This is a genomic window from Stappia sp., from assembly GCF_048261845.1.
In the GTDB taxonomy this organism is placed as follows: Bacteria; Pseudomonadota; Alphaproteobacteria; order Rhizobiales; family Stappiaceae; genus Stappia.
Genome location: NZ_JBLXFR010000064.1, coordinates 1 through 19,179, shown reverse-complemented (window position 1 = coordinate 19,179; position 19,179 = coordinate 1). Strand labels below are relative to the sequence as shown.

Here is a 19,179-nt window from a genome sequence, read left to right as displayed (position 1 = left end):
GGCACGGATTCACCGGTGAGGATCGCCTCATCGACCCGCAGCCCCCTCGCCTCGATCAACCGCAAGTCGGCGGGAACCTTTTCTCCCGCCTCCAGCAGAACGATGTCGCCGGGAACGAGATCGGCGCTGTCGACGCTGCCGCGACGGCCATCGCGCAGGACAGGGCTGTGCGGTGCGAGCATCTGCCGGATGGCGTCCATGGCGTTCTCCGCACGGCCCTCCTGGACGAAACCGATCACCGCATTGCCGATCACCACGGCGAGGATCACCCCGGTGTCGACGAAATGACCAAGACCCGCCGTGATCGCGGACGCGCCGAGCAGCACGTAGATCAACACATTGTGGAAATGCGCCAGGAAGCGCAGCGCGGCGTTCCGGCGTGGCGGTTCCGGCAGCCGGTTCGGCCCCTGTTCGGCAAGCCGCCGGCGCGCCTCGCGGGACGACAGCCCGTTCGCTTGCGTCCGCAATCCGGCGACCACCTCCCCCGCGGCCATCGCGTGGGCAGGTCCGTCATGGTCCGTCAAGGCGGCCCCGGCGTTGTTCATGCACTCCTCGCAAGCCCGATTGCACGGCAGCAAGACTGACGAAGGGTCCTGCCCGCGTACAGGCAGGAAAACACGTAGCGGTGCCGTCAACCGCCCCTTTCCACTGCCCCGCCGACCTCTTCCACGATCCAGTCATGAACGCGGGCGGCGGCGGAGGACGGGGTCTCCTGGCCCATGTGAATGAAATAGCCCCTCCCGCTGGCGGCGACATCGGGCACGGCCGGCACCAGTCCGCCGTTGCCAACCCGTTCCCTCATACCGTTTCCGGCACGATCATGAGTCCACGCCCTAGGCTGGCAGCCCGACGGAAACAGGGCGCGACCTGTACGACAGCCCTTGAGGCTTGCCGGCGGAGGTTTCGTTTCGGATAAGGTTGGGCACCCTCGAGGCAGAGGCTGTTGTGAACCAAGGGACAAACTCGAAAATGTCATCCTGTTCGGTGTGTGGTGGCGATGATTTCGCCTTTCGCGGGGTGCTCGGGCCGAAGCTGATCGATGAGTGGCGGCTTTCCGCAGAGGAGGCTTCCTATATCGACGTCCAGCAAGGAAAGTACTGCACGCAGTGCGGCGGCAGCCTCCGGGTGATGGTGCTCGCCGATGCGATACTCGCGGTGCTCGATCAGGATCGCACATTGCTTGATTTCTGCCGCTCCGGTGATGGCGTGAACCTGCGCATCCTTGACATCAATGGCGCGGTCTCAATTTCCGATGTTCTGTCGACGCTTCCCGGCTATGTCAGGGCTGATTACCCGGAAGTCGACATGCTCGACCTGCCCTATCCGGATGCGAGTTTCGACATCGTGCTTCATTCCGACACGCTTGAGCACATCGCCAACCCCATGCGGGCGCTGGAAGAATGCCGAAGGATTCTGGTTCCTGGCGGTCGTGTCTGCTACACGGTGCCGACTATTGTCGGTCGCCTGACACGCAGCCGGGCCGGTCTGCCGAAGAGCTATCACGGCAACCCAAAAGTCGATGCCGACGACTATCTGGTGCACACCGAATTTGGCGCCGACATGTGGTGCTTCCCTCTGCGGGCCGGTTTTGCGCATGTCAGGCTTGATCACCGGGACTTTCCCGCCGCCATCGCCGTCACGGCGATGCGAGCCGCCGGGCCAGGCGAGGAAGCGGCACAGACAAGGCACCTGACCGGATATGTGGACGCCGCCGGTCCCGATTTGGTAGCTGGCTGGGCCATGGATCAAAACGGGTTTTCGGCAGTAGCGATCGACGTCATCGTCAATGAAACCGCGACAATCCGGACTCCGGCGCAAGATCACCGCCCGGACCTTCAGGACATCTACAAGACCTCGGGCAACCATGGCTTTCAGGTGCCGCTTGACCGGTCACTTCTAAGGCCAGGCCGCAACCGGGTGACCGTCTGCTTCGCGGGAACGGGTGTCCCGCTTCCCAATGGCGACCGGCATTTCGAGCTTTCCGGGTCGATCTACGATCAGGACGGACTGAGGACTGTGCACAATCACGAGTTCATATCTGATCCGGGGTTTGCCGCAGCCTATCGTCGGGGAATTGCGGCCGCTGGCGCAGACTACAAGTGGCACTGGCGGGTGCATGTCGGGCTCTGGGCAGCCACGGTTGCTGCAGAGCTTCCCGGCGACTTTATCGAGTGTGGTGTCAACCGGGGCTTCATGAGTTCGGCTATCATGGAGCATCTCGACTGGGACAAAACCGGGCGGATGTTCTACCTGTTGGACACTTTTTTAGGGATCAACGCCGATTTCGTCTCGGCGGAGGAGGTCGCAGACGGCCTTTTGGAGCGCAATGCCAAGGAGATCGAAAGCGGCTTCTATACGACTGATGCCGAAGCCGTACGGCGAAATTTCTCCACCTGGGAAAACGTTACGATCATCGCGGGGTCGATACCGACGACACTGGTCGATATTTCCGCACAGAAGATCGCGTTTCTTCATGTCGATCTGAACTGTTCACTACCGGAAGTCGCTACCCTGGAAGCGCTCTGGGACCGGATCGTCACCGGCGGCGTCATTCTCCTCGACGATTACGCCTATCATGGCTTCCGTTCGCAGAAGGTCGGGATAGATCGCTTCGCGTGTGAAAAGCGCTGCGCAGTTCTGTCTCTGCCAACGGGACAGGGACTGATCATAAAGCCTTGAGAATTCTGGTATTGCGCGCTTTCTATCGAGGAGCACGGGCAACGCTTGCTGCCCCGCCGACCTCTTCCACGATCCAGTCATGAACGCGGGCGGCGGCGGAGGACGGGGTCTCCTGGCCCATGTGAATGAAATAACCCCTCCCGCTGGCGGCGACATCGGGCACGGCCGGCACCAGTCCGCCCTCCTCCAGCAGATCATCGATCAGCCCGTGCCAGCCGAGCGCCACGCCAAGGCCTGCCTGCGCGGCGCGCACGACGATGTCGTAGCTGGTGAAGCTGGTGCGCTCGCTGTCGGAGCGTGCGTCGATGCCGAAATGGGCGAACCAGCTGCCCCAGTCGTACCAATGCGAGGTCGACGGGGTCGCAAGGCTGAGAAGCGGCAGGCCGGCAAGATCCGCCGGAGTGGAGAGTCCCGGATGGCTGGCAAGAAACGCCGGGCTGCAAACGGCCGAGACCCGTTCGTCCATCAGTTTCGTCTCGCGCGCCTCGATATCGTCCCCTTCGGCCATGCGGATCGTCAGGTCGACGCTGAGCCCGGCTGCCAGTTCCGGCTGTTGCGAGGTCAGCATGGAAATGTCGATCGGATGGATCGCCTCGCGCAGGCGCGCCAACCGTGGCAGCAACCAGAACGAGGCGAAGGCGAAGTCGACGGAGACAAGCACCGACGGGGTACGCTTGCGATGGGTGAAACGGCGAAAATTCGCGGCGAGATTTCCAAGCAGGGGTTCGACCGTCGCCAGCAGCTCCGCCCCCTGCTCCGTCAGGCGGACGCCGCGATGCGTGCGTTCGAAAAGCGTGACCTGCAGGCTGTCCTCGAGGTTCTTCAGGCGCTGGCTCAACCCGGGTTGGGAAATGCGCAGCTCCCGCGCGGCGGCCGACAACTGTCCATGGCGGGCCACCAGGACGAACGCGCAAAGGCCGGCCGCATGCCGGCTCATCATGATATAATCAAGGCTTATATCATTCATAGAAAAGTCTCTGTAGAAGCGCCGGTTTTGATCGGACAAGCTAAGCAATCCATTAATTCATCAGTTTTGCGGCGGGGGCAATGCAGAACATCGGCGCGCACGAGAAGACACACGCAGCCGGAAGGCGGCCGAACATCCTGATCTTCATGGTCGACCAACTGAACGGGACGCTTTTTCCCGACGGCCCTGCGGACTGGCTGCATGCCCCGAACCTGAAACGCCTGGCCTCCCGTTCGGTCCGTTTCGCCAATGCCTACACCGCCTCACCGCTGTGCGCGCCGGGCCGCGCCTCGTTCATGTCCGGCCAGTTGCCCTCGCGCACGAGGGTCTATGACAATGCCGCGGAGTTCGCGTCCGATATCCCGAGCTACGCCCATCACCTGCGCCGCGCGGGCTACCAGACCTGCCTTTCCGGCAAGATGCATTTCGTCGGGCCGGACCAGTTGCACGGGTTCGAGGAGCGGCTGACCACCGACGTCTATCCGCCGGATTTCGGCTGGACGCCGGACTATCGCAAGCCGGGAGAGCGGATCGACTGGTGGTATCACAACATGGGTTCGGTGACCGGCGCGGGCGTCGCGGAGATCACCAACCAGCTCGAATATGACGACGAGGTCGCCTATCACGCGACCCGCAAGGTGCTCGACCTTTCGCGTGGCAACGACGCCCGCCCGTGGTGCCTGACGGTGAGCTTCACGCACCCGCACGACCCCTATGTGGCGCGGCGGCGCTACTGGGATCTTTACGAGGACTGCCAGCACCTGCTGCCCCGCGTTCCGACGATGGACCACGAGGCGCACGATCCGCATTCCAAACGGATATTCGATGCCAACGACTGGCGCTCCTACACCATCGAAGAGAACCACATCCGCCGGGCACGTCGCGCCTATTTCGCCAATATTTCCTATATCGATGACAAGATCGGCGAGGTCCTCGGCGCACTCGAGCGGACCGGTCAGGACGCGGTGATCCTGTTCGTTTCCGATCATGGTGACATGCTCGGCGAGCGCGGATTGTGGTTCAAGATGAGCTTCTTCGAGGGCTCCGCCCGGGTGCCGCTGATGGTCTGCGCGCCCGGCCTTGCGCCGGGACGGATCGCCGCGCCGGTATCGACGCTGGACGTCGCCCCGACACTTTGCGCGCTGGCCGGGGTGGCGCTCGACGAGGTGGCGCCGTGGACGGATGGAGAGAGCCTGCTGCCGCTGGCGACGGGTGCACCGCGCACAAGTCCCGTGGCGATGGAATATGCGGCAGAAGCCTCCTATGCCCCGCTGGTGGCGCTGCGCCAGGGGCAGTGGAAATACACAAGCTGTCGTCTCGACCCGGAACAGCTCTTCGATCTCGACGCCGACCCGGACGAGCTCTCGAACCTTGCCGGCGATCCGGCACATGGCGAAATTCTCGCGCATTTCCGGGCGCTAGCCGAAAGCCGATGGGATCTCGACCGCTTCGACAAGGAGATCCGCCAGTCGCAGGCCCGCCGGCTCGTCGTCTATGAGGCGCTGCGCAACGGCGCGCATTTTCCCTGGGATTACCAACCGCTGCAAAAAGCGAGCGAGCGCTACATGCGCAATCACATGGACCTCAACGTCCTGGAGGAGAGGCAGAGGTTCCCCCGTGGCGAGTGACCTTCCCGCCGCGATAACAACAAGCAAAAAGGACCAGACCAGATGAGTGTGAAACCACCCCTGCTCGACCTGCCGATCAAGATCGCCGAGCGCGGCTTCTACAACGGCTTCATCCTTGACGTGACCATCACCTCGAAACTGGCGGTCGGGGCGCTGGTTCTGTGGGCGGTCGCCTTTCCCCAGCAGGCCAGCGACGTTCTCGCCGGGTTCAACAGCTTTATCCTCGCCAACTTCGCGCTGTGGTATTTTTACGTCATGGCCGCCTTCGTGCTCGCCTGCATCGTGCTCGCGCTGTGGCCGGCAGCCGGGCGCATGAAGCTTGGCGGACCTGACGACGAGCCGGAGTTCTCGCGCTTCTCCTGGTTCTCGATGATGTTCGGCGCCGGTATCGGCGTGGGCATGCTGACCTGGGCCGTGGCGGAGCCGATCTACCACTTCAATAAAAACCCGGATGTCATCCAGGGTCTGGCGACGAGCGGCGGGACCGACAACGTGCTCAACGCCTTCAAGTGGTCCTACCTCCACTGGGGCTTCTCTGCCTGGTCGTCCTATGCGATCGCCGGCCTGGCGCTCGGCTTTTTCGCCTATCGCCGCGGGTTGCCGCTGACCATCCGCTCTTCGCTCGCGCCGCTCTTCGGCCGAAGCCTGTCGGGCCCGGTCGGCCATGCGATCGACATCGTCGCGGTGATCGCCACCATTCTCGGCGTTGCCCAGATGCTCGGCTTCGGCGTCGAGCAATTCGTTGCCGGCATGGCGCGCATCGGCATCGGCGACTGGCTGATCAACGAGCAGGGCACGGCCTCCTCGCTCGGCATCATCGTTGCCATCGTCATCATAATGGGCGCCTCGACACTGTCGGCCCTGTCCGGCGTCGGCAAGGGCATCAAGTGGCTGTCGAACCTGAACATGGTGCTGAGCACCTTCCTGCTCGGCTTCTTTCTGCTGTTCGGTTCAAGCTGGTTCGGCCTCAACGCGCTGTTCGTCGGCGGCTTCGAATATCTGATGGCCCTGCCCTCGATGATCTTCACGGTCTATTCGGGCGACGGCGAGACGGCCAAGGCGCTGGAAGGCTGGCAGGGAGCCTGGTCGGTCTTCTACTGGGCCTGGTGGGTCGCGTTCGCGCCCTTTGTCGGGCTGTTCCTCGCCCGCATCTCCAAAGGCCGGACAATCCGCGAATTCGTTGTCGGCGCGGTGATCGCGCCGGCGATCATGTGTTTCGTTTGGTTCGCCTTCGCCGGCGGAACGGCGATCGAAATGGAACTCACCGGTATCGCGGGCGGTGCGATCAACTCGGTGCCGGACGGCGACAAGATCTTCGCCATGACCGGCCTGATGCTGTCGCCGGTGCTCGGCTGGCTGATGGCCGTGCTGATCGTCGTGCTGCTGATGACCTATCTGGTCACTTCGGCCGATTCCGCCGTTCTCATCGTCAACACGATCAATGCGGCAGGCGACGAGGGACCCAAGGCCCGGCCCCACATCCTGTTCTGGGGCATCACGCTGGGAATGGTCGTTGCGGCGCTGCTGCTGGTCGGCGGACTGAAGGCGATCCAGACGGCCATGGTGATCGGCGCCCTGCCCTTCTCGCTGGTGATGGTGCTGATGTGCGTGTCGCTGTTCAAGGCGATCTATCGCGACGGCATGCGCGAGCGGGCCGGATTGCAGACCACTTACGAGCAGGTCTCCTGATCATGGCCGGCGGCACCTTGCGGTGCCGCCGGTTTTCGCGAGACAGGCAGGGTCTTGTGCAATCCCGACAATCCCGAACAAGAATTTTCGAAAAATTGCACGATTTTTTATCGGGATTGTCCGCGAGCTTGCCGAGCTTCGCCGATCTCAGTGCGCGCGGCCGCCTGTGTGCGGGCAGCGCCGGGACTGGTCCTCGCCCTGCAACGGATTGCGGCGCGAGGTGCGGAAATCCCCGCGCACGTGATCCCACCAGTAGCCGAGATAGGAGCGCTCGGCCCGGGCGCTGAAGACCTCCGGCGCGCCGCGGGTCAGCTCCGGCAGACGCGACCAGGCGACATTGGGAAAGGTGTGGTGCTCGTTGTGGTACCCGGTGTTGAACAGCAGCCGGTTGACCCAGCCATAGGTCGAGCGGGTCGGCGTGTCGGTGTCGTCGCCGGGGTGCTCGCTGAGCGACTGGCCGAGATTGGAGATGCCGAACTTGCCCAGAAAGATCGACAGCGCCCAGTTGTGGTAGAGCCAGCCGAAAACGCCGAAGAACGACAGCAGCGCGATGTTGACGCCCAGTGACCAGACGATGAACAGGCGGCGCTGCCAGAGCGGAGCGCGGGTCGAGCGGACATGCCGTTCACGATCCTGCGCGACACGGCCGGTCAACCGCTCGTAGAGGCGGGGAAAGATCTCGTCCGAGACGATGAAGCCGAAGGGCAGGATGTGGACGAGGAGGGTCGCGACGGTGAGCACCCGCTGCAGGCGCGGCCGGCCCTCGACCAGCATCTCGCGTGCCTTGAAGGCGCACAGGTCCTCATGCTCGTAGTCGCGCTCGTAGTCGCCGATGAAGGGATGATGGCTCGACAGGTGCTCGTGCTGGTAGGTGAGCTGCTTGCCGAAGGACCCCAGGACTGTCTCGAGGCCAAGATCGAAGGCGAGTTTCGCCTTCTCGCCGCGGAAGATCAGCCGGTGGGCGGTCTCGTGGACAAGCGCGCCGGCGGCATGGATGACGAACTGGCCGAAAAGGAAGGCGGCGAGGAAGACAACCAGCAGGTTGCCGTCCGAGACGGCCCAGGCCATGCCCCAGTGCAGTGCGAGCAGCAGCGGCACGAAAAGCGCCGTGCGCCCGTCGGGACCTGCAAGCTCCCGCAAGGCGGGATGGGCCTTGAGCGTGTCCTTGCGCATCTGCAGGTGCCGACGCGCCTGCGGGGAGATGCTTTCACGGCCTTCCCCCTCGCCCATCGTCCCTGTCGCCTGAACGGTTTCCATGACGTGCCCGGTTTCCCCACATTCCACGGGCACAGGGTGGACCGCGAGACGGCGCGGATGTCAAACGGAATTCGGACCGCGAGCTGATCCACCCTACGGCAGACGCCGTATACCATCGTTATTTTTATCGATGAACTTAAACAGCCTTTCACGACTCACTCATACTGTATGATGATGGAGCCTTGGAGGTTCGAATGCGTCAGGTTTTCGGGAGTATCGCGGTCTGGCTACTCTTTATCGCGCTTGCCGCCCTCTTCCCGGCGGGCATGGTCGCGGTCGCGCGCGCCGACAACGGAGGCGCCGAGGCGATCCATGCGCGGTCGGCCGGCGCGGACCTGGAGGCCCTGCGCAGGGACGTCGAGGAACTCGCCGTCGTCGCGGAAAAGCATATCGACGACAAGGGCCTGCGCCAGGCATTGGACGATTTCCGCAGTGCTCCCTGGGTCCGCGAGGCCAATGGCCTGCATCTTTGGGGCGTGACCGTTTCCGGCGTAAGCTGGTTCGATACCGGCCATCCGGAGCTTATCGGCATCGATGTGAGCAACATCACCGATATCGAGGGACGCTTCTGGGCGAAACTGGCGGTGCAATCGGCGCTCGGCACCGGCGACAAGGTGTTCCTGCTGCTGTTCCCGCACCCGCACACCGGAAAGTCGGCCGTCGGCTTCCATAGCTGTTTCGCGCTGGAGGATGGCGAGCGCGTTCTGTGCGCGGGAGCATTCGAAGATGCACCGAAGTAGCGCACCGGCCGGACGGCTACGGTTCTCCAACTGGTCGATCTTCGCAAAGGTGATGGCCGGGCCCCTGGTGATGCTCGTCGCCCTCACACTGATGACATTCGATGCGTGGCAGACGCTGAAGACGCAGCGCACCGCGATCGTGTCGGGAATTTCCGAATACGAGGCGGCGCTGGAGCGCGCCTATCATGTCTCCCACCACCTCGCCAGCGTCGAGGCCAACCTCTACAAGCTCTCCATGTGGAGCGAGATCGGGGTGCGCGGCGCCGAGCTTGAGGGGACGCTTCGTTCCATCTCCTACAATCTCGAGATCACCGATACCGACATTTCCGAAATGGAGGAAGCCAGGCTGACGGGAGCCGAGGAGCTGCGCGCCGCATTCACCACCTACAAGAAAAACACGTCGCAGGCCGTGCTCCTGATCCTGCGCAACGCAAAGCTCGGCGCTGTTGCGACCCGCGGAGGCCATCAGGCCTATGCAAATGTCGAGAGGCTTGCCCAGGACGTTGCCAATCGTGCGTCGAGCGATTTTCGCAAGGCCAGCGAACGCACCTCGGTCATGTCCGACCGCCTCGCCCGCGATTTCGTTATCGCGGCTGCGCTGACGGGCCTGATGGCGGTCATCGTCAGCTTCGCCGCCTCGCGCATGATCATCCGTCCGATCTCCGGGCTGGCGCGTACCGTTCAGTCATTGCTGCGCGGTGATCTCGCCGTGGCGGTGCCATTTGTGGAGCGCCGCGACGAATTCGGCCGGATCGCGGCATCGGTGCGCGAATTGCAGCGCGTGATGGTGCACAACCGGCAACTTGCCGATGAACGTGAGCAGAAGCAGGCGGAGCTGGAACATATCGCCACCCATGACGGGCTGACGTCGGTTGCCAACCGCAAGGCCTTCGACACGTTCCTCGACGCGATCTGGCAGGACGCGCGGAACGGCAAGGAATTCATCTATCTTCTGATCGACCTCGACAGCTTCAAGCCGATCAACGATGCCTATGGCCACGAGGCGGGCGACGCCGTCCTGAAGACGCTGGCGCAACGCTTTCGCGAGCTGACGCGCCCGGGCGACTTCGTCGCGCGGCTCGGCGGTGACGAGTTCGGCATCGTCGTGCCGCTGGCAGACAGCCGTCGCGATCCGGAAACCATCGCGCGCCGGATCCTCGACGCAACGATCCGGCCGATCCCGTACAACGGCAGGGAATTGCGCGTGAGTGTCAGCATCGGCGTTGCCTGCAGCCGGGATGTTTCCGGCGCGGCGCACGAGCTGATGGCGGCAGCCGACCAGGCGATGTATGTCGCCAAGCACGAGAAGCGACCGTCCTACTCGATCTATTCGCCGAGCATGATGCCGGAACGTTTCGGCCTCGACGACAAGGAAGAGATCGAAAGGGCGCTGGAGCGTGGCGAGTTCGTCATGCATTACCAACCGAAGGTGCGGCTCGGCACTGGTAGGCATGCCGGCTTCGAGGCGCTCGCCCGCTGGCAACATCCGGAAAAAGGCCTGTTGCCGCCATCCTATTTCCTGCCGCGGATCGGCAATTTCGGGCTGCAGGGCGACTTCACGATGGAAGTGGCGCGACAGGTCTTCTCCGACCTTCGCCGCTTCGCAGCCGCCGGGGTCGAGACCGACGGGGTCGCGATCAACCTGGAGGAGGCAACGCTGGCAACGCGCAGCGGCATGGACGCCCTGCGCGGCCTCTTCTCCGAAAACGCCGACCTTGTCGGCCTGATCACCCTGGAGATCACCGAGGACGTGTTCATCGCCCGCTCCGCCGACATCATCCGCGACAATGTGGACATGCTGGCAGGGCTCGGCATCCGCATTTCGATGGACGACTTCGGCACCGGCTACGGCTCGTTCAAGCACCTGCGCGAGTTCACCATCCACGAGTTGAAGATCGACACCCAGTTCGTTTCCGGAATCGGCCGCGACAAGTCGTCGGAAGTGATCATCGACGGCTTCCTGGCAATCGCCTCGGGGCTTGGCGTGGACGTTGTCGCCGAAGGCATCGAGACACCGGAACAACAGCAATACCTGACCCGGCGCGGCTGTCATCTCGGCCAGGGCTTCCTGTTCGGCCGCCCCGTGCCCCTCGATGGCGCGATCGCCTATCTGGAGGAGCGCCGGTCGCAGGCGCGGAGAAAGACAAAGGCCGGTTGAGGCACGGTTCGCGCAAGTCGACAAGCCCCTTGCGCAAGCGCACTCCGGCGGCGCACCCGAATTTTCCCGGAGCTTTCCGGCATCGGGGTCTTGTCTAATCCCGCCGGCTTCGACCATCATCGGCCCGCCTTTTGCCTCGTTCGACAAGGACCCGCCGATGACCCTCCGCCTCTCGTGCCGCCAGCTTGCGGGCCTTGCCCTTGCCGCCGTGATCCTCGCTCCGCCGCCGGCGCTCGCCAACACGCCCTGTGGTGGCGATTTCGGCGCCTTCCTGAACGGTGTCGCCGAAGAGGCCCGCGCCAAGGGCCTGCCGGACGCGGCGATCCGCCAGACGCTGTCAGGCGCGCGGATCGACCGCACGGTGCTGTCGCGCGACCGGGCACAGGGCGTCTTCAAGCAGGATTTCCTGACCTTCTCCAAGCGCTCGGTCAGCGGCTACCGGCTGAAGCATGGCGCCGGCAACATGAAGAAATACGGCAAGGTCTTCGCCAGGGCGCAGGCCGATTACGGCGTGCCGGCGCCGGTGATCACCGCCTTCTGGGCGCTGGAGACGGATTTCGGCGCGGTGCAGGGCGACTTCAACACCGTCAACGCGCTGGCGACGCTCGCCCATGACTGCCGGCGGCCGTATCTGTTCCGCCCGCAGCTGATCGCGGCGATCGAGATGACGGCGCATGGCGACCTCGACCCGGCGCGCACCACCGGCGCCTGGGCCGGCGAGATCGGCCAGGTGCAGATGCTGCCGGAGGACATCATCCGGTTCGGCAAGGACGGCGACGGCGACGGCCATGTCGACCTGAAGAAAAGCGCCGCCGACACGATCCTCACCGCCGCCGGCTTCATCAAGAACCTCGGCTGGCGGGCGGGCGAACCGTGGCTCACGGAAGTGAAACTGCCGGCAAGCCTGCCCTGGGAGAAGACCGGTCTCAACTTCGACACGACTGTCGGCGAATGGGCGAAAGCAGGCGTCAGGGCGCGCGAGGGGGCACTGCCGGCGGCGAACCTGCCGGCGGCCCTGTTGATGCCGCAGGGACACAAGGGACCTGCCTTCCTCGCCTATCCGAATTTCCGCGTCTATCTGGAGTGGAACCAGTCCTTCATCTACACGACGACGGCCGCCTATCTGGCAACACGGCTCGCCGGCGCCAGCCGCTACGATCCCGGCAACCCGGATCCCGGGCTTTCGGACGCCGCCATGCGCCAGTTGCAGGAAAAGCTCGCGGCACGGGGCCATGACGTCGGCAAGATCGACGGGATTCTCGGCGCCGGCACCCGCGCGGCGGTGCGGGCCGAACAGCTGCGTCTCGGCGTCCCGGCCGACGGCTGGCCGACGCCGGCGCTGCTGTCGCGGCTTTAAGGTCTCCTGCCGGAGGCGGGCGGAAGGGCTGCAAGGTGTCCGCAAGGCGGGGCGGTCAGGCGCCTTGCTTCACGAACCGCGCCTCGTCGCGGCGCAGGGTCAGGACATCGACGCCGGAGCCGGTGACCGCGACCGTGTGTTCGAATTGGGCGGAGAGCTTCCGGTCGTCGGTGACGACGGTCCACCCGTCATCCTCGGTCGAAACCTTGCGGGTGCCCTGGTTGACCATCGGCTCGATGGTGAAAACCATGCCCTCGCGCAGCTTCTGCCCCGTTCCCGGGCGGCCGAAATTCAGCACCTGCGGCTCCTCGTGCATGTCGCGGCCAATGCCGTGTCCGCAATATTCCCGGACGATCGAGCAGCCGTTCCTTTTGGCATGCCGTTCGATCGCCGCACCGATGTCGCCAAGATGCGCACCCGGTCGCACCTGCCCTATACCCTTCCACATCGCGTCGCGGGCGATGCGGACCAGTCGCCGCGCGGCGGGCGAGGCATTGCCGACGAGATAGGTTTTGCTGGAATCGGCGATGAAGCCGTTCTTTTCGAGCGTAATGTCGAAATTGACGATGTCGCCGTCACGAATGATCTCCCCGGAACTCGGCACGCCGTGGCACACGACATGGTTGCGCGAGCAGTTCAGGACATATTCGTAGCCATATTGGCCCCTGCTCGCCGGGCGGGCGGCAAGGTCGTCGGTGATGAAACGGTCGACAAGGTCGTTGACCTGCAGTGTGGACATGCCGGCAAGATCCTGCTCGTCCAGCATCTCGAAAACCGAGGCCAGCAATCGTCCCGATATGCGCATGAGCGCCAGTTCGTCCGGGGTCTTGACCATCTCAGGCGAGCGCCGCATCCGAGAGCCGCACATGCGCCGTCTCGAGTTGCATCCTGACGATCTCGTTGAACGACAGGGCCGGATTGGCCTCCGCCAGCATGCCGATCTTGATCCAGAACTCGGCCTGGGCGTTGATGGAGCGGCACATGACCGCACTGGCCCGGCGAATGTCCTCGTGCAGTTCATCGCCGATCTTGACGATTCCCATGGTGGTCTCCCGACTGCAAGGTGAATATACGAAACATATATGATTCGTATATTCACCGCAATCGCGGGAGGGAAAGGGCGATCATGCGGCTGCGCGGTACGAGGCGGTCGCCTAGCTGGCTTCCGGATCGGGAAGGTTCGCCTCGTCGGCTCCCGCGCCGGGCACGGCACCCTTGTGCAGGAAGCGGATGCCGGCCTCGTCGCCGTTCAGCCAGACGAGTTCGGCCTCGACCTTGATGCCGCGCTTCGGGAACTCGAAGATGAAGCGCTCACTGAGGCGGCTGTGGCCGTTCATGCGCACCCGGCATCCATTGATGCTGAGATCCTCGACGGTGCAGGCGATAGAGACACCGCGATCCGCGATGATCGCCGGAATCGCGCAGACCGCCCTGGGAGCAGCGCGGATTTCTCCACGAACATTGGGTTTATAGCGCATGTCGGTCAACGGTCCGGTCGGCCGCACGGAAATCCGGATTGCGGCATTTATGCAAGCAAAGGTAGTGCACGCCCCGTCAACGGCAAGTAAAGACACCAACGGAAAGCCGGGCATTTCATATAAGTGAGAATACGCATCCGACGGGCACGGCTCGACGCAAGCGGATGGCAACCGGGTGCCGCGCCGCGTAGTCAGTTCCGGCCGGTTGCGGCCGATTACGGCCGGTTGCGCTACAGGTCGCCGACTTCCTAGGTTTGCGGCGCCAAGTCGCCGCGGGTCCAATCCTCGCGCGTCTTCGCCCGGAAATCCTCGAACCGGCCTTCCTCGATCGCCGCGCGCATCTCGCGCATCAAGGTCTGGTAGTAGGCAAGATTGGTCCAGGTGAGCAGCATCGCGGCGAGCCCTTCGCCCGCCTTTACGAGATGGTGAAGATAGGCGCGGGAATAGTCGCGCGCCGCCGGACAGTCGGACGCCTCGTCCAGCGGGCGCGGATCGTCGGCATGGCGGGCGTTCTTCAGGTTGACCTTGCCGTAGCGTGTATAGGCAAGGCCATGACGGCCGGCGCGGGTCGGCATGACGCAGTCGAACTGGTCGATGCCGCGCGCGACGCTCTCCAGGATGTCCTCCGGCGTGCCGACGCCCATCAGGTAGCGCGGCTTGTCGACGGGCATGGCGGGCGTCGTCACCTCGAGCATGGCCAGCATGACGTCCTGCGGCTCGCCGACGGCAAGGCCGCCGACCGAATAGCCCTCGAAGGGCATTTCGCCCAGAGCCTCGGCCGAGGCGATGCGCAGGTCCGGCACGTCACCGCCTTGAACGATGCCGTAAAGCGCCTGGCCCCTGCCCGGTCCGCCCATCGTCTCGAACTGGGCGCGCGAGCGCTCCGCCCAGCGAAGCGACAGGCGCATGGCGCGCTCCACGTCCTCGCGCGGCGCGGGCAGCGCGATGCATTCGTCGAGCTGCATCTGGATATCGGAGCCGAGCAGCTGCTGGATCTCGACGGAGCGCTCGGGGGTCATGACGTGGCGGGAGCCGTCGATATGGCTCTGGAAGGTGACGCCGTCCTCGGTCAGCTTGCGCAATTGCGCCAGCGACATGACCTGGAAGCCGCCCGAGTCGGTGAGGATCGTGTGCGGCCAGTTCATGAAGGTGTGCAGGCCGCCGAGCCTCGCGATGCGCTCGGCGCCGGGGCGCAACATCAGGTGGTAGGTGTTGCCGAGCACCACGTCGGCGCCCAGTTCGCGCACCTGGCCGGGATACATCGCCTTGACGGTTGCCTGCGTGCCCACCGGCATGAAGGCCGGGGTCGAGACCCGTCCGTGCGGGGTGACGATCTCGCCGCGCCGGGCCATGCCGTCGGTGGCCAGAAGGCGGAAGGAAAATGGCGCGGTCATGCGGGGTCCTTCGGGAAGAGCAGCGAGGCATCGCCATAGGAATAGAAGTGGTAGCCGTCCTCGATGGCATGCGCATAGGCGGAGCGCATCGTGTCGAGGCCGGCAAGCGCGCTGACCAGCATGAAGAGCGTCGAGCGCGGCAGGTGGAAATTGGTCATCAACGCGTCGATGGCGCGGAAGCGGTAGCCGGGCGTGATGAAGATCGAGGTCTCGCCGGCGAAAGCGGCAAGCCCGCCCTCGCCTTGCGCGGCGCTCTCCAGGATGCGCAGCGAGGTGGTGCCGACGGCGACGACCTTGTTGCCGCGCGCCCGCACGGCGCGCAGGGCATCGGCGGTCGCCGCGCTCACCGTCCCCCATTCCGCATGCATCCTGTGGTCCGCCGTGTCGTCGGCCTTGACGGGCAGGAACGTGCCGGCTCCGACATGCAGCGTCACCGTGTGGCGTGAGATGCCGCGCGCATCGAGGGCGGCCAGCAGCTCGGGCGTGAAATGCAGCCCGGCGGTGGGGGCGGCAACGGCGCCATCCTTGTCGGCGAAGATCGTCTGGTAGTCGGCACGGTCCTGCGCGTCCTCGCCGCGCCTGGCCGCGATATAGGGCGGCAGCGGAATATGACCGGTGGCGGCGATGGCCTCGTCGAGCATCGGACCGGAAAGATCGAAGGCGAGCAGCACCTCGCCGCCCTCGCGCTTTTCGGCAATGGTGGCATCGAGCGCGCCGAGCAGGCAGGCGCCGCTTTCGCCGCGCGCGGGATCGTGGGCAAACCGGACCCGGTCGCCGACGGCGAGCTTCTTGGCCGGGCGGGCGAAGGCCCACCAGCGATCCTCGCCGGCGCGCAGGTGCAGCGTGGCCGAGATGCCGGCGACCGCCTCGCCCCGGGTGCGGGTGCCCTCAAGCTGTGCCGGGATGACGCGGGTGTCGTTGAAGACGAGCGCATCGCCCGGCTCAAGCAGCGCGGGAAGGTCGCGCACGCCGGCGTCGGAGAGAGGCGGCGTGCCATGCGGGCGCACCACAAGCATGCGCGCGGCATCGCGCGGCCGGGCCGGCCGCAATGCGATCCGCTCCTGCGGCAGGTCGAAATCGAAATCGTCAACACGCATGGAATTCGGCAACTCGCTGGTGAACCGGGCCGGCCGCAACCGGTCTTGCGGCCGTCCGGGGCGGCGCCCGTCGCGGATCCGCCACAGGCCACGGCTCTTAGCGGTCCACCTTAACAGGGTCAACCGCGGCGATCACGCGCCGCCGGTTCCGCCCGCGCGCGCCTCGCGCCCCGCATCGGCCGGGATCGGGAACAGGAGGTCGTAGGCCCAGTTGAAGGCGAAGGCATAGACCACGTAGAAGGCGGCGAAAGAGACATCCATCAACAGCGCCTGGATGAGTGACACGCCGAGATACCAGGCGATGAACGGCATCAGCAGAACGAGCAGGCCGAGCTCGAACAGGCCCGCATGGACAAGGCGCAGCCACAGGGTCTTGCGCACATGTCCCCTTGCCCGCAGCAAGGCGTGGTCGAAGGCGAGGTTGAAGACGTAGTTCCAGACGGTCGCCAGCGTCGCGCCCACCAGGGCGACAACGCCGATCTCGTTCACCGGGGCATGGAACGCCCAGGCGCCGAGCGGCGTGACAAGGGCCAGGCCGACGATCTCGAAGGAAATGGCGTGGCGGATACGGTCGCGGGTGGTGCGCATGACAAATCGCCCTCTCCGGTTCTTTGGGTCGTCCCGATTTGTCTGTCCCGGATGGGGGAGGCCGTCCTCGCTTGCCGCTCACATAAGACGTGCCGCGCGCGGTTCAAGCCCTGACGGGCGGCACGCGTGTCCCGCCGGGGCATCGCGCTGGTTGACTGTGAGGCCGGGAGCAACGGGGAAGCGAGGGAAAACCGGCCGCGCACAGGTTGCGGCCGGCGCGAGCGCCTATTCAGCCTTGCCGGCGATCAGCGAGGGGTTCTTCGCCAGCCAGTTGTCGGCAAGCGTCGTGGCGCGGCGGCGCACCTTCTCGGAGGCAAGACCGAAGCTGCGCTCCTGGGCCTCCGTGATCCACATGTGCTCCTGCCCCGCGACGCGGCGCTGGGCAACCGTCAGCCACATCAGTCCGGCGGTGCGGTTGTCGGAGCCGCCGAACTCGCCGTTCGACAGCAACTCGCCGAGCCGGGCCTGGGCGGTGAGGTGCCCTTTCTGGGCGGCAAGCTTCAGCCAGCGCGCAGCCATGTGCGGATTGCGGTCCGGCTCCTCGAGATAGAGCATGCCGAGGTGATACTGCGCGTCGGCATCGCCGAAATAGGACGCCGCATAGGTGAAGATCTCGCGGGCCCGGGCCACGTTGGGCTGGATGGCGCTGTCGTGAATGCCGGTGAGATAGTAGGAGCCGAGCTCGACAAAGGCGCTGGCGATGAACGGTGCGCGGGGCGAACTGGGGCTGTCGTCGGCATAGTTCGAGGCAATCTGCCGGAAATACTCGAACGCCTTGATGTCGTCTTCCTTGACGCCGTCGCCGCGCGAATACATCCGCCCGAGCTTCCAGGCCGCCAGCGGATGGCCCTTCTCGGCCGCGAAACGCAGCGAATCCAGCGCCCGTTCCTTCTCGCCCGCGTAGTAGAAGCGGGTGCCGTTGCGCAGTGCCTCGCCGGGAGAAATGTCGGTGTCGCCCTGAACGGCGCCCGACAGCTTCGCCGCCGCCTCGGCAGCGGTTTCCTGCGCGCCCGCCGGAACCGGCGCCGCAAGCAAGACCGCCAAGGCACACACGACGCCCGACCCTTTAGTCCAACCAGTGATCCGCATTATCGACCGCCTCGCATGCGCCGGACATTCTGCCCCGTCGATCGGCCGCAATGGCCGGTCCTTCGGGAGGCGTGTCCTTCGCGCACGCGCCTTCATCCTTGTTTTTCGCGCGTCCGTGCCTGCTGCGAGCGACATGATCGCAAGGGCCGGCGAGACCCGTCGGGTGTGATGGCGCTTCCCGCACGCCGCCTTCCCCCCCGCATTCGCCAGGGGTTCAACCCTGGCCTCCTTCAGTTCCGCACCCCTGTCGGGGCACATCCGGATGCCGTTTCCGGCACCTGCCCGGACCGCCCGGAAGACCGTCGACCCAGTGAAACCGAGACTAGACCGGCAACTGGGCAAGAGTAGGACCGTCACGGTCATTCCGCCGCCGCATTCCCGCCGGTCGCGTCCGGAACACCTCCACGTTGCCCGTCAAAAAAAGGCCGAAACACGGCAATCGTGACACGATCGAGTCCGCATTTGCAGAGTCCTGCACCACTGTTGCCGGCCAGCCACAGACTCGCGAGCCCGCTGTCGGCACAGGGCATTCAGCCGGCAATCACCAGGATCATCGCATTGGCCAGCAGCAGGCCGGCGGCGACAAGTTCGATATGCGCACCCAAGCGCCTTGACGAAGCGGTCATCTTGACATCCTCCTCCAATACCGGAACAGCAGGCGGAGACCCGATGCGGTCTCCCCGCGACCTGGATGCAGTCTATCCGCGAGCGGTTGAAAAACGGTTTTCAACGGACCTGCGCTTGATCCTTGGACGAATCCGTCGCACACGGCAGAATCAGGAGTGATTCGGGGCCGGCCACCGCACGCCCCGCAACCGGACAAAGCATGACCACGGACCACGACCTCTTCGAAACGGGCTCCGGCCCGGCGACCCCGAAGCCCGCCGCAGCCGACGAGACGGCCAAGGCGCAGGCAACGCCGCAGCGCGCCCGACGGACCGCGCCGGCGCGCACGGAGCGTGGCGACGGATCGGACTACACGGCCGGACATATCGAGGTCCTGGAGGGGGTGGAGCCGGGCAGGGGGGGTGGGGGCATGGAGAGCGACCGCACCGGCG

The 19,179-nt window shown here is 65.0% G+C and carries 18 protein-coding genes; 7 read left to right on the top strand and 11 right to left on the bottom strand.

From position 1 onward, the window contains the following. A partial coding sequence (locus ACN0T5_RS18510; protein ID WP_417770095.1) for a cation-transporting P-type ATPase occupies positions 1–545 on the bottom strand: 545 nt, incomplete at its 3' end. 86 nt (positions 546–631) lie between these two features. Further along, positions 632–802 (bottom strand): hypothetical protein, encoded by a 171-nt coding sequence (locus tag ACN0T5_RS18505; protein WP_417770094.1) that lies wholly within the window; start codon positions 800–802, stop codon positions 632–634. Positions 803–918: 116 nt separating this feature from the next. Between ACN0T5_RS18505 and ACN0T5_RS18500 the strand changes: the two genes are divergently transcribed. Further along, positions 919–2,679, top strand: coding sequence for a class I SAM-dependent methyltransferase (locus ACN0T5_RS18500; RefSeq protein ID WP_417770093.1), 1,761 nt, complete (start codon positions 919–921; stop codon positions 2,677–2,679). Positions 2,680–2,701: 22 nt separating this feature from the next. On the opposite strand, the gene ACN0T5_RS18495 is transcribed toward ACN0T5_RS18500, so the two are convergent. Continuing rightward, positions 2,702–3,619: a LysR substrate-binding domain-containing protein gene (locus ACN0T5_RS18495; RefSeq protein ID WP_417770092.1), complete on the bottom strand. Its 918-nt coding sequence runs from the start codon at positions 3,617–3,619 to the stop codon at positions 2,702–2,704. 107 nt (positions 3,620–3,726) lie between these two features. On the opposite strand from ACN0T5_RS18495, the gene betC reads away from it, so the two are divergent. Beyond that, positions 3,727–5,274 (top strand): choline-sulfatase, encoded by a 1,548-nt coding sequence (gene betC / locus ACN0T5_RS18490; RefSeq protein WP_417770091.1) that lies wholly within the window; start codon positions 3,727–3,729, stop codon positions 5,272–5,274. A 42-nt stretch (positions 5,275–5,316) separates the two neighbouring features. Next, positions 5,317–6,963, top strand: a complete 1,647-nt coding sequence (locus ACN0T5_RS18485) for a BCCT family transporter (RefSeq protein WP_417770090.1) — start codon at positions 5,317–5,319, stop codon at positions 6,961–6,963. A 147-nt stretch (positions 6,964–7,110) separates the two neighbouring features. Here ACN0T5_RS18485 and ACN0T5_RS18480 read toward each other — a convergent pair whose 3' ends face one another. Further along, positions 7,111–8,220: a fatty acid desaturase gene (locus ACN0T5_RS18480; RefSeq protein WP_417770089.1), complete on the bottom strand. Its 1,110-nt coding sequence runs from the start codon at positions 8,218–8,220 to the stop codon at positions 7,111–7,113. Positions 8,221–8,414: 194 nt separating this feature from the next. On the opposite strand from ACN0T5_RS18480, the gene ACN0T5_RS18475 reads away from it, so the two are divergent. The 3 genes from ACN0T5_RS18475 (at position 8,415) to ACN0T5_RS18465 (ending at position 12,475) form a co-directional block, all read left to right on the top strand. Beyond that, positions 8,415–8,960, top strand: coding sequence for a hypothetical protein (locus ACN0T5_RS18475; RefSeq protein WP_417770088.1), 546 nt, complete (start codon positions 8,415–8,417; stop codon positions 8,958–8,960). Continuing rightward, the gene (locus ACN0T5_RS18470; RefSeq protein WP_417770087.1) at positions 8,947–11,118 is read left to right on the top strand and encodes a putative bifunctional diguanylate cyclase/phosphodiesterase; all 2,172 of its coding nucleotides are present in this window, start codon (positions 8,947–8,949) and stop codon (positions 11,116–11,118) included. The genes ACN0T5_RS18475 and ACN0T5_RS18470 overlap by 14 nt, the downstream gene beginning before the upstream one ends. 157 nt (positions 11,119–11,275) lie before the next feature. Beyond that, positions 11,276–12,475 carry a lytic murein transglycosylase gene (locus ACN0T5_RS18465; protein WP_417770086.1) on the top strand — a complete coding sequence of 400 codons (1,200 nt, stop codon included), beginning with the start codon at positions 11,276–11,278 and terminating at the stop codon, positions 12,473–12,475. Positions 12,476–12,530: 55 nt separating this feature from the next. Here ACN0T5_RS18465 and map read toward each other — a convergent pair whose 3' ends face one another. The 7 genes from map to ACN0T5_RS18430 all read right to left on the bottom strand — a co-directional run bounded on the left by map (position 12,531) and on the right by ACN0T5_RS18430 (position 18,085). Then, complete coding sequence (gene map, locus ACN0T5_RS18460; protein WP_417770085.1) at positions 12,531–13,310, bottom strand: type I methionyl aminopeptidase; 780 nt, start codon at positions 13,308–13,310, stop codon at positions 12,531–12,533. A gap of 1 nt (position 13,311) precedes the next feature. Further along, positions 13,312–13,518 (bottom strand): ParD-like family protein, encoded by a 207-nt coding sequence (locus ACN0T5_RS18455; protein WP_417770084.1) that lies wholly within the window; start codon positions 13,516–13,518, stop codon positions 13,312–13,314. A 111-nt stretch (positions 13,519–13,629) separates the two neighbouring features. Continuing rightward, positions 13,630–13,953, bottom strand: coding sequence for a PilZ domain-containing protein (locus tag ACN0T5_RS18450; RefSeq protein ID WP_417770083.1), 324 nt, complete (start codon positions 13,951–13,953; stop codon positions 13,630–13,632). 248 nt (positions 13,954–14,201) lie between these two features. Further along, positions 14,202–15,347: a tRNA guanosine(34) transglycosylase Tgt gene (gene tgt / locus ACN0T5_RS18445; RefSeq protein WP_417770082.1), complete on the bottom strand. Its 1,146-nt coding sequence runs from the start codon at positions 15,345–15,347 to the stop codon at positions 14,202–14,204. Next, positions 15,344–16,444: a tRNA preQ1(34) S-adenosylmethionine ribosyltransferase-isomerase QueA gene (gene queA, locus ACN0T5_RS18440; protein ID WP_417770081.1), complete on the bottom strand. Its 1,101-nt coding sequence runs from the start codon at positions 16,442–16,444 to the stop codon at positions 15,344–15,346. The genes tgt and queA overlap by 4 nt, the downstream gene beginning before the upstream one ends. 132 nt (positions 16,445–16,576) lie before the next feature. Beyond that, the gene (locus ACN0T5_RS18435) at positions 16,577–17,032 is read right to left on the bottom strand and encodes a PACE efflux transporter (RefSeq protein ID WP_417770080.1); all 456 of its coding nucleotides are present in this window, start codon (positions 17,030–17,032) and stop codon (positions 16,577–16,579) included. Between the two features lie 225 nt (positions 17,033–17,257). Beyond that, positions 17,258–18,085 (bottom strand): tetratricopeptide repeat protein, encoded by an 828-nt coding sequence (locus ACN0T5_RS18430; protein ID WP_417770079.1) that lies wholly within the window; start codon positions 18,083–18,085, stop codon positions 17,258–17,260. 862 nt (positions 18,086–18,947) lie between these two features. On the opposite strand from ACN0T5_RS18430, the gene ACN0T5_RS18425 reads away from it, so the two are divergent. Further along, a partial coding sequence (locus ACN0T5_RS18425; protein ID WP_417770078.1) for a hypothetical protein occupies positions 18,948–19,179 on the top strand: 232 nt, incomplete at its 3' end.